Source organism: Pontibacter flavimaris, from assembly GCF_001907195.1.
GTDB lineage: Bacteria > Bacteroidota > Bacteroidia > Cytophagales > Hymenobacteraceae > Pontibacter > Pontibacter flavimaris.
In genome coordinates, this window is record NZ_LVWA01000005.1 from 666,122 (window position 1) to 682,810 (window position 16,689).

Genomic DNA, 16,689 nt, shown 5'->3' on the forward strand with positions numbered 1-16,689 from the left:
ATGTAAGATGGGTAGTAGACCCGATGCACAGTGAAATTCAATTGTTGTGGTGAGCAACGAAATGAAACTGCATGCCGAGGTGCAGCTGGTGAAGCAGGCTTCCTACATCTGCCCGCAAATTCAATTCGATGTTCCCTCTGGCCGTATACCTTTTATCAGGTAGAAATGGATGCTAAATCAATAACATTATGGAAAACAGTATATTAGGTCTGCACCACATCACGGCAATTGCCGGCATAGCCAAGCAGAATTTAGATTTCTATACCAAGGTTTTAGGGCTGCGCCTGGTCAAGTAGACAGTAAACTTTGATGACCCGGGCACTTACCACTTCTACTTCGGCGATGAGAAAGGCAGCGCCGGTACAATACTTACCTTCTTCCCGCACGAAAGTGCCCGAAAGGGGAGTGCCGGTACGGGCATGGCCACCAACATAGCCTACTCGGTTCCTGGGGGAAGCTTCGACTTCTGGATCGACCGCTTCGAGAAGCACTACGTGATCTACAACAAGCCCTCTAATAAATTCGGGGAACAGTATCTGACCTTCCTGGACCCGGACGGGCTGAAGCTGGAACTGGTTATACCAAAGAATGCGGATAGCCGCAAAGGCTGGGAAACCGATGAAGTGAAGGCAAAAGTAGCTCTCAAAGGTTTCCATGGGGTAACGCTTACCGTGTTGCACAAAGACGAAACAGCTGCCGTGCTGACCGATGTTTTCGGTTATAAGCTTGAGGAGCAAAGCGGCAACCGCTACCGCTACATGACCGATGCGGTGGAAACAGCCAACATCATTGACCTGGTAGAGCTGCCCCACGAACCGCGGGGTTTAGGTGGTGCGGGCACCAACCACCACATCGCTTTCCGGGTGAAGAACGAAGAGGTGCTGATGCAGTTCCATGACAAGATTGCAGGCCTGGGCTACAACATCACCAACAAGAAAGACCGCAACTATTTCTATTCGCTTTACTTCCGCGAGCCCGGCGGCGTGCTGTTCGAGATTGCGACCGACAACCCTGGTTTCGGCATCGACGAGCCCTGGGATCAGTTAGGCACAAACTTGATGCTGCCGCCGCAGTATGAGTCGCGCAGAGCCGAGCTGGAAGCTGTGTTGCCTCAGCTCGATTAAGTCCGGTCTGAGATTGGAATGGGCATTTTAAGTCTATGAATAAAGCTGAGTATGGAATCATTTGCCATTACCCGCCTGTACACCGACCAGGACGGTGACAGCCGCTTTGAGGATGTCACCAGGCCCCTGGACCCGGCAGGAGAGATCGGTTTTTTGTCGAAGCCGGAAATGGCGGAAAGCATCATTTTCCGGAAGGTAGTGCCTGCTTACGATTACGACTTCCACACCGCCCCGGCCCGGCAATACATCTTTCTGCTGGATGGCGGGATTGAGATCGAGACATCACTGGGCGAGAAGCGGCGCTTCGAGCCAGGCCAGGTCCTGCTGCTGGAAGATACGACCGGCAAAGGCCATAAAACGCGCAACCTCAAGCCTGCTGTCCGCAGCTCAAGTTTTCGTGACGCTGAAGGAAAACGGCTAATGGGAATGCGCTATACTTAACATCAACCGAAAAGCGATCATGTACACACATAGTAAGAAAGTGATAACAAAAGGTAAGCTCCTTTCGGAAACCGGCAAAGCGCTGATCCTGGTGCATGGCCGGGGAGCTACAGCTCAAAGTATACTGGAGTTGGCCGATCACCTGCCGGTGCAGGATTTTACACTTTTTGCCCCGCAGGCTACGAACAACAGCTGGTACCCCTACAGTTTTATGGCTCCCGAGGAACAGAACCAGCCTGCCCTGGAGCAGCTGGACGAGCTGGTGCAAAGCATCCTGAACCAAGGCGTTAAAAGCGAGGGGCTATACCTGGCGGGCTTCTCGCAAGGGGCCTGCCTTGCATCAGAATACGCTACGCGAAATGCCCGGAAGTATGGCGGCCTGCTGCTTTTTACCGGTGGCCTGATCGGGCAGCAGCTCAATACCAGCAGGTATAAAGGCGATTTTGATGGCACTCCCGTGCTTATTACTTCCGGTGATCCGGACGCTCACAGCATCGCTTTGAAACAACTGTAGACGGGTATACTGCCTTTATAGACTATAAATTGGAGCCCGGTGTCATCACCATCATCCATACCGAAGTACCGGAAGAATTGGGCGGCCGTGGCATAGCTGCCACGATGAGCAAATATGCGCTGGAGCACATTGCTGCCAACAACCTGCAGCTAATCCCATTGTGCCCCTACATGCGCTCATACCTCAAAAAGCACCCGGAATACCAGTGCCTGGTGAAAGACAGGGAAGAGAAAAGCGTGTAATTGCAGCTAGACTTCTGATCTACTACAAGTAAAGCCATGCCGTAAGCAACATGCCACTTCGTCTAAGAATGAGCGAGCAAATGGTTTCGGTAGGAGAGGGGGCAGACGATCCTGCAGGCATCCCAGGCAGCCAGTATACTGCATTACCTTATTTGTGACGTATAACTATGGTAGCCACAGCTGACATAGTGGATGCATTGGAAATTATTGGCTGGAAGAACCAAGAAGTGCGGAGGAAGAGGACATCCGTAAGAGTTTAAATGAGTACCAGACTTCTCAAAGGAGCATAACATGAATCAAATCAAAGGTATACACCACGTTACCGCCATCACGAGTAGTGCAGAAAAGAACTATGACTTCTTTACCAATGTCCTGGGCATGCGCCTGGTCAAGAAAACAGTTAACCAGGACGACATTCAAACTTATCACTTGTTTTTTGCCGATGACATAGGGAGTGCAGGTACCGACATGACCTTCTTTGATTTTCCGGGTATTCCGAAAGGTGTTCACGGCACGAACGAGATCTCGAAAACATCGTTTCGGGTGCCAACCGATGCTGCCCTGGATTATTGGGAAAAGCGGTTTGACCGGTTGGAGGTGAAACACTCCGGGATTAAAGAACAGTTTGGTAAAAAGACACTTTCGTTCGTCGATTTTGATGACCAGCAGTACCAACTGATTTCCGATGAGACAAATAAAGGAGTGGCAGCCGGAACACCCTGGCAAAAAGGCCCTATTCCGCTGGAACATGCTATTACGGATCTAGGACCTGTGTTTGTTCGCATTGCCAACTTTGATGCTTTTAAGGAAATACTTGAAAAAGTGCTGCTATTTAAAGAGACTGCGAAGGAAGGCAATTTTCATTTATTTGAAATGGGTGAAGGAGGAAACGGGGCCTCGGTTATAGTGGAAGATAACCCTGATCTGCGGCAGGCACAACAAGGTTTTGGCACGGTACATCATGCAGCTTTTCGCGTTGCTGACCGGGCTGTGTTAGACGAATGGACAGAGCATATGAGCAACATCGGCTTACCTACATCAGGATATGTTAACCGTTACTTTTTTGAGTCCCTGTATACAAGAGTGGCACCTCAGATTTTATTTGAGCTCGCGACAGATGGTCCCGGTTTTATGGGCGATGAACCGTACGAAACACTGGGTGAGAAATTATCTTTGCCTCCCTTTTTAGAACCAAAACGTTCACAAATAGAAAAACTGGTTCGCCCTATTGACACGGTAAGAAGCACGAAAGAATTTATCAAAGAATAAAGGAGTGAAGTTAGCAGTTATCTGCGGAGAGAATCAGGGACTAGATGCGAGGCACCCTGATCAGGATTTTATCGAATTATACTTGATAAAGTCATTTCGGATTCTATTAAACCTATCGTACGGATAGCTCAATAAATTGAGACATTATGCCTCCTTAAACCAGGAACACCAAAATAAAAATATTTTTTGTTACTCTTCTGTTATTTTAAAGCTTTACAGTGTAGACTCTAGGATGGAATCATCGAACTTTATCCGCAGGGATCTAGCAGCTTTAGAATATTTCATAGACAAACTCATCTAGTATAGAATTATACATTTCACTAAAAAAAGCTGCCCGAAATACATCAGGCAGCTTTTCAACAGTTGAATAAACGGAATCTTACTTCCCGGGAATGATGTCGATGATAACCGTACGGTTATAAAAACGCTCTTCGGGGTATATGTTGTTGAATGGTGCAAGCGACTTATCTTCACCGAAGCGTTTAACTTCAAAGGTCACGTCATTTCTGCCGGCTTTAGCCAGGCTGTTTTCGATGATTCTTTTTACATCATTAGCCCGCGCCAAGGATAGGTTTCTGTTGTTGGTATCTTCTCCGATAATGTCAGTATAACCATGGATGATCACGTTGCCGCCCTTCGGTATTTTAGGAGTTACGATTTCGGTCAGGTACTTTTCATAAGTGGTTATCGCTTTAGAGTCGTTGAACTCATAGAGAACACTATAGCGCTGGCCTTCTTCGTCTTTGGCAGGCGTCCAGAGCACCATATTTACGGTTGCTTCTTTCTTCTCTATGGTGCCATCTTCTTTCGTACCCAGCATCGTTACCAGGTAAGTTCCTTTCGGTCGGGTTGCTAAAATCGATTTTCCGGGTAAGCTAACTGTTTCCTGCATATATGGTCCGTACTTCTGTACCACACCTTTATCATCTGTTAGCTCCATCGACCACGAAGTGTAGGCTTTATCAGAACCGGCTGCTGTAAACGTTACATAACTATCAAGCGGTGCTTCCTGTGTGGCTGTTATTTCTACCGGTTTCAGGGCAGCTTCCGGACCACTCTGGAACTCCATTAACAACGCAGGTGCATTACTTTCGATTGATACACGACGGTCGCCTTCACGAAGCAGTTCCAGTTCTTTGGTACCACCCGGCTGCTCTGAAGGTAACTTAGGTTTGTTACGACCTTCTATTGCAATGCGCGAAGCATTAATGCCAAAGGTATTTACCAGGTAGCTTTTCACGGCTTCAGCCATTACTTTGCCTTCCTGCGGACCATTTTCTGACGAACCGACCAGCGTTATAGTTGCGGATGGATTTTTGCCTAAGCGGTCACCTAAAATATTCAGTACGTTATAGTATACTGTCATTTCACGGTCAGAGCGGCCAGATAATGTTTTAGGTGTGAACACTTCTAACTGGTCTTCCTTGAAATCTTTTACCTGGTTTTTCTCCAGCAGTACATAACGGTTTGGTATGGCAGTAGAACCCTGGTTAAAGAATACATAGTTACGAAGCGGGAAAGTCTCTCTTACTCTGCGGTCTGTTGCAATGTTTGTAGGCGAGTTAACCGAGAACGTTACATCGTTGGCAGCTATAGTTGCGTTTGGTTTTCCGCGTCCGAATTTAAGTGCAGCACCAACTCTGAGCGTGTTTACGGTCATGGTCTCGATGCTGCGTGGCGACTGGCCAAAGTATGGCTGGTACGTTACAAACGGAGAAAGTATAACCTGTGTGCGGTTGTTCTGCGAAGCGAGCGGAATGTCGTAACCGGCACCCACCTGCATCGAAAGTAGTCTTTCTTTCACATCGCTCAGGTCGCCTTTAACTATAGGGTTCTTTTCCTGATCCGGGTAAGCCGGGTTAACGCCTTGCTCGTAGGTAAATTCTTTTTTCACATTAAAGGCCAGTCTCGGGCCACCCATCAGGTAAAAACCTGATTTTTTGAAAGGGGCAAAGCGCAGACTAGGCTCTATGGTAATGTAACTCAGTTTAGTGCTTAAGTCAGCAGGGCAGTCGCAGGCAGTGGTTTGTTGGTCAAATTCACCTCTGCGGCTGTCGTAACCCGTTTGCAGCATCAATCCCCATCTCGATTCCGGGCGACGATACTCTATAAGCGGCGCTGCGAACAGACCCACGCCATTACCTTCATGGAAGGTTACTGGTGGCGTAAGTTGTGAGTTAAGCTTGTGTATAGAACCGTTATAGAAGTTAAAGTTTGCACCGGCAGCTGCACCAAACCACCAAGATGGTTTCGTGAACGGAGCTTCCTGGGCCTGGACAGGAGCCTGTATGCCTGTAAAGATTATGGTGCTAAGAACTATAGTTTTGAGCGTAAGTTTAGAGCCAGACCACGCTGTGCGCGATCCGGTAATATTATTTTTGATTGTCATGTTCGTGTTGATTAAGGCTTCGTGATGATGTTCGTATTGGTCATTACAACCGAGCCATTTCTGGCAAGCATTCTACCTGTTGCTGTAGCACCTGAGTTCATGGTGATAGAGGTAAGAGCAAGTATATTTCCTTTAAAGGAAGTACCATCGCCTATAGTAGCTGAGCTGCCTGTCTGCCAGAAGATGTTTTTAGCCTGTGCGCCGCCAGTCAATATAATGTTACCGCCTGCGCCGCCAACTGTGGTAAAGTCTGAAGCTATCTGGAAGATCCATACTGCATTCGGGTCGCCTTGTGCATCTAGTGTTAAGTCACCAGCCTGTATTAATAATGTAGAAGTAGATTTGTAAATACCTGGTGCTAACGTTTTGCCACCCTGGTCGCCGGCTACGGTAGCTGGTGCCGGAGAAGATGCTCCTTCAGCAAAAAGATATGCTTCCAAAAGGTCCTGCTTTGCTTGTAACAACATGGCTGATGTGCCTGCCGGTGCACTATCATCTGAGGCGTAAATGGCGCCGTTCACAACTATAGCCGGAGGAAAACCGGTTACCGAAGAGCGAACACCCGGTGTTATACCTACATCAAGATTTCTGATCTCGCTGAAGCCTGCGTTGTTACTGATGCCTACACCTGCAAAGATGCCGAAGCGGCCCACAGATTTAAGATCTACACCCATTGGTGGCGTACTCGGCTGGTTATTGTCTCCTGTGGTAAACGACCACTCATAGTTGCTGGCTATAGCTACACCGTTTTTGCTTTTGGCTGCTGTCGTTATAGTTGCAGTATAAGTTGTGTTAGTAGCCAGGTTGTTGGCAGGTGTAAAAGTTGCCGTATAGTTGGTATAGTTAACGGTTCCATTTACAGTTGTTGTTCCGTTCTTTAAAGTAAATGAAGTTGCTGTAAGTGTTGCAGGATCCATTTTTTCGCTGAAACTGGCACTGATCACTTTGTTAAGAGCAACACCGGTAGCCTCGTTATCCGGGTCAGTTATAGTTACGCGGGGAAGTGATGGAGGTACTGTTGTAAAGGTCCATACATAATCTGTCTGAAGCGCATTACCTAGCACATCTTTTACAGATGTAGCAACTCTACCTGTATAAGTAGTAGCAAGTTTCAGGTTGTTTTCAGGTACGAAGGTCAGGGTGTTGGTTTCTGTATCATAGGAGATTTCGCCTGGTACTTTTTCCGGTCCTGTTAAGGTGAAGGATGTCTGGGTGATGGTCTCAGGGTTCATTTCCTCATTAAAGGTAACTGTAACATGAGAGGAGAGAGGAACCAGGGTGGCTCCGTCTTTAGGAGTGGTACTTAAAACAACGGGGCAAACTCCAAACTCTTCTACGAATGTATCTTCTTTACATCCGGTAATCACAACAACCGATGCCAGGGCAAGGAATGTCACTAGTTTTCTTAAAATCAATGTGTGTTTCTTATTTCTCCGTTACTGGCGGGTGCGTGCATCTATATAATGCACGGCAGTATTACTGATGTAATGCTATGCGTGAAATCCGATGTTTAACCGGGGTGATGATGCTATATAATAGTCTAAGGCTAAAGTTGATCAATGTATGGCAATGCCAATAGTAGATACACCTGTAGAAAGATCAAGGAAAGCGCCTACATTACTATTAAAGTGGTATTCAGTACCTATGTGAAGATCCAAGAATAAAGGGTTGCCTCTGTTGTAATAATCTTTGTCTCCTTCATAATTATTATCCCAGCTAGCGTTTACTACGGCAAAACCCAAAGAACCGGCTAGGTAGAAATCCCACTTCGAGTTTGCATTTAATACATCATCGAAGTAATAAGTGCCTTTTACACCGATCGGGATCACTGTTTCGCGGTAAATATAGTTCGTGTTGTTATTTCTATAGTCATTCGAGAAAGTGGAGAAGCTCACAAAGGGAGCAAGAGTAAAGCTTTTAGCTACATCAAATTCATAGTTAATATTAAAAACAGGTAATGAGCGGTTAGCGTATTTGTAGTAACCGCCGTAGCCGCCAATACCTACGCCTAAGTTAAGCGTGCTGCCATGTCTTTCCTGTGCAGAAGCATTAAACGGGAAAAAGCTGATGCATATGATGGTTAATGCGATTGTAAATAATCTTTTCATATAATTGATTTTAATTTCTATTAAAGGATGATTTTGAACTATGCCGTTTTAAGCAAAGCCTGTAAATGAATGGGTATGGATTTGAACTGCAGCACAAGAGTATCCGCCTTTCATATAGAAATGAGAAGCAGTATAAATTCGCTGTAAAAGTTATTGGTAGTAGTTGTGATCAGGAAGCTGATCCAGGGAACAGAAGATCTGTATTAGCGCTGCACATCTTTTGTGCAGGCAGTTGATGAAGCTTTAGATAATGCTGATAAGGGTTGATTTGGAATCAAGGAGTGATGTATTTAATATCCGTTACTGGCGGAAGCTGTGCCTAATGGAGCACACCTGTTTTTGATGTTACAAAGGTGCGGCAATTCAAACTGTCTTATGTTACACAGTAAAAATAGTATATTACATAAATCACATGTTTTCCAGGTTGGCCATGCGCTTTTGCTTTAGTTGCTTGTAAAACGAAGGGGAGAGACCGGTTACTTTCTTAAACTGATTCGATAAATGAGCAACGCTGCTATAGTGGAGCCTATGCGCGATCTCGGTCAGGTTTAGCTCTTTGTATAAAAGCAGTTCTTTTACCCGCTCAATTTTATGGAAGATAATGAATTGCTGAATGGTAATGCCCTTAACTTCAGAGAATATGTTGGCCAGGTACGTATAGTCGTGGTTTAATTTCTCGCTGATAAAGTCTGAATAATTGGCTTTCGGAAATTCATCAGAGTAATGGATCATCTCGATGATGACGTTCTTTATCTTCTCGATCAGGATACTCTTCTTATCATCCAGCAATTCCAGACCCGACATGAGCAGGTTGGTTTTAAGTTGCGTACGCTGTTCCTGTGTAATGTCTTGCAATATCTCAACGGTGCCGAGATCTACAACCACATACTGTAAGCCCAGCTTGCTCAGTTCTTCCTTTACCATTATTTTGCAACGCAGGCTCACCATGTATTTGATATACAGTATCATAGCTATTTATATGTCTATTAGTTCATGTCCTGAACTTTTGGTGAGTTTTTTATAAAGTGGATGAATTTTTTGAAACTGTGCTTACCGTAAATATACGGAGTACTTTCTCAGTATCGGACTATATTTATAATATAGATACTATTTAGGTTTTCAATCAGGAATTAATCAAAACAGGACTTTATAACTAGTCGGTAAATCATTCTTGTAAATCTGTTGGATATATATTTGACCTAACACTAAGACGGAAATAAGGGCTAGGGCGATAAATCATTAGAGTAAAAGCCATGACGCTGATTTCTGTTACTCCGAAATAAAAACCCAATTATTTATCTAAATAAGTGGGTTCTATGGGGTATTGTGTAGTCCGAAGGATCGAATTATCAAACCTTTCCCACAGGGGTTTTGATGCTTTAGAAGAGTATCTGAAGCAGGAGCGACCGACAGCCATAATCATCCTACACTGCTGAACATAACTGTTGTTATGTAGCTATCACAAAAGTTAAGATGTATAATATATCTGCAGAGTCAGAAGCAGAAACAAGACCTAAAGGTTATAAGCAACATCATTTGGAGCATGGCCAGGATGACCTTTATCTCTTCTGACCTGTCCGATTACTCAAAACTATATAACTGCCTAGAAAGGCTATTGCAACCATTAAGCAGAACTTGTTCTAGGCATCTAACTTCAATATTATTTGCATTCCGCTGGCAGCCATGGCTCTGAGTAGCATCAACGTAGTCAGCAAGAGCCTGCGCCTAAAGTGGCTGAAACTGTAACCGCCAATTAAGTGTAACTCTTATCCATAAATGTGTAACAGCCTGAGCGACTATACAGGCTAACTTTGCATTATAAAATCAAACAAACAACTAGTTATGAAGACGATAGAATTAAAGACAAATATTATGTGCGGTTCATGCATTGCTAACGTAACACCTACCTTGAATGAAGCTATCGGTGAAAGCAACTGGAAAGTAGATACGCAGAACCCCAATAAAGTGCTGTCTGTAACCACTGAAAGCCTAAGCGAAGCAGACGTTATCAGTCAAAACACTTTTGCCGATACCTTCTTCTGCTATTCATAGTCCTATCAGGCTGCAAGGGCTCGGAGGTCGAGCCACAGCAGTCACTGACCCTGGAGGAGCAGCAATTGCTACTGGGAAGCCCCAGCGGGGCCACAGCGGATGTCGGCAGTCCCGATAATTACCTGATCACGAAGCCTCAATACGCCCTCTCTTACAGCCGCGGGCGAGGGATACCCAACTGGGTGAGCTGGCATATAAGCCGGGAATGGCTCGGTACGGCCGATCGCCAGAACGACTTCCGCGCCGATCCCGCGCTACCGGAAGGCTGGTACCGCGTCTCGGCCTCCAGCTACCGCAACCAATCCCCAGGACTTCAAATTTGATCCGTGAAACTCTGAGTTCGGTTCATTGTGCCTGATGATCAAGCAACCAGGTGTTTTTATAGAACGGGTAGAAACTGAACTGAAAAAGTTAGGCTACAGCTTCGATCATGGCTTTGTAAAATACTATGACGAGCAGGTACATTATGAAAATATGAAACCGTTCCATAAACCAAAAGCTTTCGACTACCAGAAGGAGTTCAGGTTTTATGTTGACAACGAAAAGAATAAGCCTCTAAGAATCAACATCGGAAGCATGAAATCCTACTGCAAGATTTTTGATGCGAAAGATCTTATTGGTTTAAAGCTTGAGACTAAACCTAAGTATAGTTGAAGAGTGGTATCATCGGCGGGCCGTATAGATCGCAGATTGACACGAGTAGGACAAGCGGGGGTCGTGTGCTGCTCACTTAGTTACGCGAGCTAACAAGGCAAGGCTTCCCTATAGATCTCTCATGCCTTGTCTGCCTTGCTTTGCTAGTTTAATGCCATCGCTTCTTTTGTCCGAAGTATAAAGGCTTATGATGCTATTTTTGTTGATGTTACTTTATTAATTTGCAGTTCGCGAATCGCGAACTGCAAATTATAAGAGACACTATACAGTATGAAGAAGCATAACGGGATGCGTCCTCAGGATATCGTGATACCGCTGGACATCATCACCAGGGAAGAGGGGTGGACGATGAAGGACATCTCGCGCGGATTGAATATTAGCGGCTCGGAGGTTTCAGAGTCGCTCCAACGATCTTGTATGGCCGGACTGATAGATGATGCCAGGAAGAACGTGATGCGGAATGCCTTGATGGAGTTCCTGAAGTATGGGCTGCGTTACGTGTTTCCCCAGACCCTAGGGCCGTTGTGCGGGGTGTTCCGACCGCTTACAGCGCGCCACCGCTGAGTGAAATGATCATGAGCGGCGATAAGCTGGTCTGGCCTTATTCGAAAGGCGAGGTGAGAGGCCAGAGCGTGGAGCCGCTTTATCCTACTGTGGTGGAGGCAACACTGCAGAACCCAAAGCTGTATGAGATGCTCGCGTTAGTTGACGCACTGCGCGTAGGCAGGGTGAGAGAACGGGAGTTGGCAGCAGTTGAATTAGAAAGAAGAGTTTTATATGGATGGTAACCAGATTAACAGAGAAGTCATTATAAAGGTCGCTGTAGGCCTGCAGGAGCTGCGGCAGGATATGGTGTTTGTGGGAGGAGCCACCCTGAGCTTATATGCAGATGATCCGCGGCTGATGCCGTGAGTCCCACCAGTGACATTGATCTAAGCGTGTCACTTGCAGGCTATGGGGCTTGGCACAAGCTGCAAGAACGCCTTCAGGAGCTTGGGTTTTACCCAGACCCTACAAGTCCTGTGATTTGCCGCTTTACCTTTGAAGGTATCACAATAGATGTCATGCCTGACGATGCACAAATTCTTGGCTTCTCCAACCCGTGGTACAAGCCAGGGCTGGACCAGTCGAGTTTTATTGCCTTGAAACCAAACCTGAAAATTCGGATACTACCTGTGGCGTATTTCCTTGCCACCAAATTCTCTGCTTATCACAGCCGCGGCGGGGACCCTCGTACCAGCCACGACTTTGAAGATATAATCTATACAACAGACAACAGGTTGCACCTCATAGAGGATGAAAGCCTTAAAGCCAAGAAGTTAGAGATTTATAAAAGCGCTGTACTTAATGAATCTACTATCCAAGACTTTGTAGTAATCAAGGTGCAGAATAAAAGCACAGGCGAAACAAAGGAAATCTGCACAAAGGGAAACTTCCTTAGTGGTGCTATTCATCAGGAATATGATATTGACTACTCTGAAGAAGGTGAGGCAAAGGCGAATGAAATCCTGCTCAACTCGAAGAACAGAAAATTTGAACTTTCAAAGGCAGAGGCATTGGGCAACATTGGCTTTGATGACTATTCAGAGGACGAACTGAAAGCATTTGAGCGAAGAGTAGAGGCAGGTAATTTCAGTTACAGCAATGACAGAGAAATGACTATGCTCGCACACATTCTCTTTAACAAGGGAGTAAAGAGTAGCGAAAACAGTTGTTTTGGCGGTGAGCTAATATTTGTAAAAAAATAACTAAGCCTAACAAAGCACATGAGCAAAGCTGCGGCTACGCCTTGCTCACCTCATGTACGAGTACCGCTATGATGAAAGCAAGGGTTTTGCCCTAAATAATGTTCAATCTCACCTCATAGGGAGTTCCTCTCTTTATGACTGCCACGGTCTGGTGCAGGAGCTTGTTACGCATGGCATTGATGACGCTCATCTTGCTCTTCCCCAACCTTGCGCTCGAAGTAGAGCCTGAACTCAGCGTTGAAGCGGACGCTGTTCAGGGCCGCCATGTGCAGCACCTGCTTCAACTCCTTGTTGGCAAATTTCGAGACGCCCGTGCGACCCATCACGCTCGTGCCGCTGCGGTACTCGTAGGGGGCCACCCCGCAGTAGCAGGCCAGCTTGCGCCCGTCGTCCATTCTGGAGAAGCCTTGGGTGTAGACCAACAGCGAGATGGCCAGCACTTTGCCCACGCCTTTCACCGAGGTCAGCAGGTCGTATTTTCGCTTCAGCTCACCGTCCTTTGCGATGAACTCCTGCATCTTCTCCTCCACCTGCTCCATGCTTTTCTCCAGCCCCTTGATGGCTTTCCTGTTGACCTGCTCGAGTATTTTGGCAGACACAGGGTCTATAGAGAGCAGTTCCTTGATAGTGCCCTTGTTGCTTTTGAGCGCCTTGATGAGCCTGCCCCTGCTTGCCTGCTAGTCCTTTAACCGCTCCAGCGTCACGCCTGAAAGGGAGAGGCACTGTGCCTCCTGCTGGTGCAGCAGGGCATAACGGGCAATTCTTTGTGCGTCCACCTTGTCGTCCTTCCCCCTGACCATGCCGACGCTCCTTTTTATCTGCAGGGCGCTCTCCAGCCACACGTGCACCCCTCTGGCTAGCAGGTAGTGCACCAGCTGCCTTGTGTACATGCCCGTATGCTCCATGCAGCAGAGGGTGTCTGCGCCCGCCTCACAGCCGTGCTGCTTGAGCCAGGCCTTCATGCGCCGGAAGCCGGAGGGGTTGTTGTTTAACTTGTGGCAGAGTTGCCGTCCGTCGCTGACTCTGATCAGGCACACGTCCAAGCTGTCATTGGAGACATCAATGCCCAGCATGAAGGATGGGGCTTGCGGATTGATAGGCTTTTCCATATCTTTTGTTTGAGTTATGCAAGCTGCGGATCGAAACCTTTATAATGGGCCCAAGATGTCCCGAAAATCTATATGACCCCTGCCTGCGGGTTTAAAAAGAGCAGCCAGTCTGAATCGGCTGTTAGGACCATTCTCGCCTTGTTAGCGGGTAGTGCACTGGCTGCCCTGAAGGCATAAAAGCAGTACTCCTATACCTGGTAAAAGGGTGCTGGGTGTATTGGAAAAATAATATAGTGCTAATCTAAAGGTTAGCTGATATTTAAATAATGGAAAAGAACCTATGAAACAACTTTTGCTCCTCATGCTTGTCTTCTCTTACTTCTGCTGTAATGCTCAAAGCAAGAGCAATGAGAGATCAGTCCTACTTCTGAGTAAGAATGGAGCATTAAGAACTGTTGACCTTGAATTGAAGCCTAGCAAACCAATTAAAATTAAAACAACCGATGGAAAAAAGCTTACTTTGGTTGATTATTCTATACTTGGGGACTCTGTGATCGCATCTTCAATGGATACAGTCGCTTTAAAAAACATCGCATCAATAAAAGGAAAAGTGAAAGGGAACACCCTTAGAAAGGTAGGTGGTGGTTTAGTGGCTGGGACTGGGTACTACTTTGTAACGGTAGGTTATGTGGTAGGCATATTAACTTTTCACCCAATTGCTTTGGCGATAATGGTTCCTTCTGCTGGTGTTGCCTACGCAGGTCATTATTTATCAGGAGCAAGACGCTTTGACACGACCGAAAAATGGGCATTAAGCATAAATAAGGTAGAATAACAACAGCCAACACAGCACATGAGCAAAGCTGCGGCTACACCTCGCTCACCTCATGTACCAGCACGTTGGCAGGCATACAACCAAGATGAAGCTATACAAAACGGCAAGACTAATATGGACCTTCTACAGGAGCTTTGTTTTGGCTTCGGTGGTGATAACTATCTGTTGTATAAAGCTACTCTGGGACTACGACTTTATGATATTCGGTATGCTGTTTTGGTTTAAAGTAGCCAGCCTTGGCCTTATATATTACTTTATTAACAGCTATAAGCGCAAGCACTACTATTATTACCTAAACCTGGGGTTGTCCAGGACCGTGCTCTGGGCTGCTACCTTAGGTTTTGACCTTTTCTTGTTCATATTTCTCATTGTACTTGCCTACAAACTCAAATGATTCACAGACTGGAAGCCGACAGCATTCAATTGGCATTTGATGGCAGGAGGATACTCTCCGACATCTACATTAAATGCGAAACAGGGGCAATAACAGGTCTGTTGGGCAGGAACGGGCAGGGCAAATCCTGCCTGATGAAAATCATCTACGGCAGCTTAAAGTGTGAGAAGTCGGTTAGGTTTGATAACAGGATACAGTTCGAAGCATTTAAGCGACCCGACCTACTCCTTTACCTTCCCCAGTTTAACTTCATTCCCTCACATATCAGCCTGAGAAGGATATTCAGTGACTTTGAGTTAGATTATTCGTCGTTTGAGCATCGGTTTCCAGAATTCGCTACAAGGTATAAGGCATCTATAGGTAGTCTGTCAGGTGGGGAGAGAAGGTTAGTCGAAATCTACGCGGTCGTGAAATCTGCCTCGCAGTTCGCCATGCTTGATGAGCCTTTCACCCACCTGAATCCTATACAGATTGACAAGGTAAAGGACCTCCTCTTAGAAGCAAAGCAAAACAAAGGCGTGATCGTAACAGACCACATGTTCAGGCATGTTTTGGATATAAGTGGCACTTTATACCTACTGGTGAACGGTAAGACGCACCTGGTAGGTACTACCGAAGAGATAGAGGCACTTGGCTATGCAAAAGTATAACGCATGCCAACTAAGCCCAAAGCACATAAACGTGCCTTAGCCAAACCGTTGGCAAATATTTAAAATGAATGAATTTGTGGGGGGTATTTAAAATAGCTAAAGCCATAAAGAAGTATAAAATGTGCGAAATTTGTGCGGAAAGGGGCTTTTTGCCTGTGGTTTGCGTTGGTAGCCAATGGAAGATTTTTACCATTCAGTACCGAATTGCTACCGTTTTGACGTGGCTTTTATCGGTAAAAGCGGCTAAAAACTTCCATTTGTAGCTGAAAGGGGGAGTAAAACAGAAGAAACTTACCATTACTTAGCAAGTTTCTCCCCAGTCTTAAAACACCGTTCAAAAACGGTTTAAATGCCTGTTAAACTATTGCCTGTAGCTTGCCTGGTTAGGAGGCTAAAGCTTACTGCAACAGGTAATCCTCTATTACTTCGTCCCGATCAAACTGTTTGAGGAAATTGAGCAGTTCAATTAGTTTTTCATTCCCATACCCTAACATATCTTTCTCATTTTCAATGCTGTCCAGTATTTTAAAAGCTTCCTGCTTAAAGTCCTGGTAGCTGAAATCGTTGATGTTCTCTATCTGTTTTGGCAGTTGTAGCGTCATTTCTACAAAGGAGTACTGCCTGAGGTAGGTAGCGTAAAACGTGTGCAGGGCAGTCACCAAATCTCCGAAATGTAGCGCCTCCTGGCGGGTTCTGTATAGTTCCGGGTTGCTCTTCTCCAACTCAAATTTGAACTTGTCGGTGTAGTTGATGACCAAATCCATCTTCTTTTTGTAGTCGTCCACGCCTGCCTTAATTCTCCTTAGCTCTTCCTGTGTCGGAGGCGTATACCCGCCCGGCTCTTCCTCCCCCAAAGGCTCATCTTTATTTGGTGTTTTTAAATACCGATGGGGGCCCCCAAGATTTTCGACATTTTTAGACTCTTTGTCATTATTTGTAATACTACTATTTGTAAACATTTCTCCGCGTTCATTCAAAAGCCATTCTGACGACACTTGAAATAGTTCAAAAAGCCGTTTAAGCAACTTGCTTGATATACCTCTCTTTCCATTTTCAATGGCTGAAATGTAGGTTTGATTTAACGATAGCTGTTCAGCAAACTCCTTCTGGGTGAAGCCAAGAGTATCCCTAATTTCTTTAAATCTGTCGGCCTGTGTTTTTGTCATAAAATATTTATTACATGTATTACAAATTGTACTTGTTAAAAAGAACTGAAAGTA

The 16,689-nt window shown here is 45.7% G+C and carries 20 protein-coding genes; 13 read left to right on the plus strand and 7 right to left on the minus strand.

Annotated features, from left to right (window positions below):
- Positions 1 to 188 precede the first annotated feature (188 nt).
- The 6 genes from A3841_RS20785 to A3841_RS11100 all read left to right on the plus strand — a co-directional run bounded on the left by A3841_RS20785 (position 189) and on the right by A3841_RS11100 (position 3,590).
- Positions 189 to 296 (plus strand): VOC family protein, encoded by a 108-nt coding sequence (locus A3841_RS20785; RefSeq protein WP_317042481.1) that lies wholly within the window; start codon positions 189 to 191, stop codon positions 294 to 296.
- A gap of 123 nt (positions 297 to 419) precedes the next feature.
- A complete protein-coding gene (locus A3841_RS11080) occupies positions 420 to 1,124 on the plus strand; it encodes a ring-cleaving dioxygenase (protein ID WP_317042482.1) in 705 nt (234 codons plus the stop codon).
- A 51-nt stretch (positions 1,125 to 1,175) separates the two neighbouring features.
- Entirely contained in the window at positions 1,176 to 1,565 is a 390-nt protein-coding gene (locus A3841_RS11085; protein WP_073852362.1) for a cupin domain-containing protein, read from the plus strand.
- 19 nt (positions 1,566 to 1,584) lie between these two features.
- Positions 1,585 to 2,079 carry an alpha/beta hydrolase gene (locus A3841_RS11090; RefSeq protein ID WP_083610306.1) on the plus strand — a complete coding sequence of 165 codons (495 nt, stop codon included), beginning with the start codon at positions 1,585 to 1,587 and terminating at the stop codon, positions 2,077 to 2,079.
- 29 nt (positions 2,080 to 2,108) lie between these two features.
- Positions 2,109 to 2,321, plus strand: a complete 213-nt coding sequence (locus A3841_RS11095) for a GNAT family N-acetyltransferase (protein WP_235861367.1) — start codon at positions 2,109 to 2,111, stop codon at positions 2,319 to 2,321.
- A gap of 291 nt (positions 2,322 to 2,612) precedes the next feature.
- Positions 2,613 to 3,590: a ring-cleaving dioxygenase gene (locus tag A3841_RS11100; protein WP_073852363.1), complete on the plus strand. Its 978-nt coding sequence runs from the start codon at positions 2,613 to 2,615 to the stop codon at positions 3,588 to 3,590.
- A 379-nt stretch (positions 3,591 to 3,969) separates the two neighbouring features.
- Here the strand turns inward: A3841_RS11100 and A3841_RS11105 are convergent, their stop codons facing one another.
- From A3841_RS11105 to A3841_RS11120, 4 genes are all read right to left on the minus strand, one after another.
- Complete coding sequence (locus A3841_RS11105) at positions 3,970 to 5,979, minus strand: outer membrane beta-barrel protein (protein ID WP_073852364.1); 2,010 nt, start codon at positions 5,977 to 5,979, stop codon at positions 3,970 to 3,972.
- 11 nt (positions 5,980 to 5,990) lie between these two features.
- A complete protein-coding gene (locus A3841_RS11110) occupies positions 5,991 to 7,376 on the minus strand; it encodes an ice-binding family protein (RefSeq protein ID WP_170866175.1) in 1,386 nt (461 codons plus the stop codon).
- Between the two features lie 159 nt (positions 7,377 to 7,535).
- Positions 7,536 to 8,087: a hypothetical protein gene (locus A3841_RS11115; protein WP_073852365.1), complete on the minus strand. Its 552-nt coding sequence runs from the start codon at positions 8,085 to 8,087 to the stop codon at positions 7,536 to 7,538.
- A 408-nt stretch (positions 8,088 to 8,495) separates the two neighbouring features.
- Entirely contained in the window at positions 8,496 to 9,056 is a 561-nt protein-coding gene (locus A3841_RS11120) for a helix-turn-helix domain-containing protein (protein WP_073852366.1), read from the minus strand.
- Positions 9,057 to 9,929: 873 nt separating this feature from the next.
- On the opposite strand from A3841_RS11120, the gene A3841_RS11125 reads away from it, so the two are divergent.
- From A3841_RS11125 to A3841_RS11145, 5 genes are all read left to right on the plus strand, one after another.
- The gene (locus tag A3841_RS11125) at positions 9,930 to 10,139 is read left to right on the plus strand and encodes a heavy-metal-associated domain-containing protein (protein WP_073852367.1); all 210 of its coding nucleotides are present in this window, start codon (positions 9,930 to 9,932) and stop codon (positions 10,137 to 10,139) included.
- A 65-nt stretch (positions 10,140 to 10,204) separates the two neighbouring features.
- Positions 10,205 to 10,462, plus strand: a complete 258-nt coding sequence (locus A3841_RS11130) for a DNA/RNA non-specific endonuclease (RefSeq protein ID WP_073852368.1) — start codon at positions 10,205 to 10,207, stop codon at positions 10,460 to 10,462.
- Positions 10,463 to 10,496: 34 nt separating this feature from the next.
- Positions 10,497 to 10,793: a hypothetical protein gene (locus tag A3841_RS20520; RefSeq protein ID WP_073852369.1), complete on the plus strand. Its 297-nt coding sequence runs from the start codon at positions 10,497 to 10,499 to the stop codon at positions 10,791 to 10,793.
- A gap of 270 nt (positions 10,794 to 11,063) precedes the next feature.
- Positions 11,064 to 11,357, plus strand: coding sequence for a hypothetical protein (locus A3841_RS20600; protein WP_235861368.1), 294 nt, complete (start codon positions 11,064 to 11,066; stop codon positions 11,355 to 11,357).
- A gap of 374 nt (positions 11,358 to 11,731) precedes the next feature.
- Positions 11,732 to 12,541 (plus strand): hypothetical protein, encoded by an 810-nt coding sequence (locus tag A3841_RS11145; RefSeq protein WP_139307938.1) that lies wholly within the window; start codon positions 11,732 to 11,734, stop codon positions 12,539 to 12,541.
- A 164-nt stretch (positions 12,542 to 12,705) separates the two neighbouring features.
- Here the strand turns inward: A3841_RS11145 and A3841_RS19885 are convergent, their stop codons facing one another.
- The gene (locus A3841_RS19885; RefSeq protein ID WP_083610310.1) at positions 12,706 to 13,140 is read right to left on the minus strand and encodes a transposase; all 435 of its coding nucleotides are present in this window, start codon (positions 13,138 to 13,140) and stop codon (positions 12,706 to 12,708) included.
- Positions 13,141 to 13,218: 78 nt separating this feature from the next.
- Positions 13,219 to 13,650: an IS110 family transposase gene (locus A3841_RS19890; protein WP_083610311.1), complete on the minus strand. Its 432-nt coding sequence runs from the start codon at positions 13,648 to 13,650 to the stop codon at positions 13,219 to 13,221.
- Positions 13,651 to 13,930: 280 nt separating this feature from the next.
- Between A3841_RS19890 and A3841_RS11155 the strand changes: the two genes are divergently transcribed.
- Complete coding sequence (locus A3841_RS11155; protein ID WP_073852371.1) at positions 13,931 to 14,425, plus strand: hypothetical protein; 495 nt, start codon at positions 13,931 to 13,933, stop codon at positions 14,423 to 14,425.
- 390 nt (positions 14,426 to 14,815) lie between these two features.
- Entirely contained in the window at positions 14,816 to 15,469 is a 654-nt protein-coding gene (locus A3841_RS11165) for an ATP-binding cassette domain-containing protein (protein ID WP_073852373.1), read from the plus strand.
- 398 nt (positions 15,470 to 15,867) lie between these two features.
- Here the strand turns inward: A3841_RS11165 and A3841_RS11175 are convergent, their stop codons facing one another.
- The gene (locus A3841_RS11175; protein ID WP_073852375.1) at positions 15,868 to 16,635 is read right to left on the minus strand and encodes a helix-turn-helix domain-containing protein; all 768 of its coding nucleotides are present in this window, start codon (positions 16,633 to 16,635) and stop codon (positions 15,868 to 15,870) included.
- Positions 16,636 to 16,689: the final 54 nt, after the last annotated feature.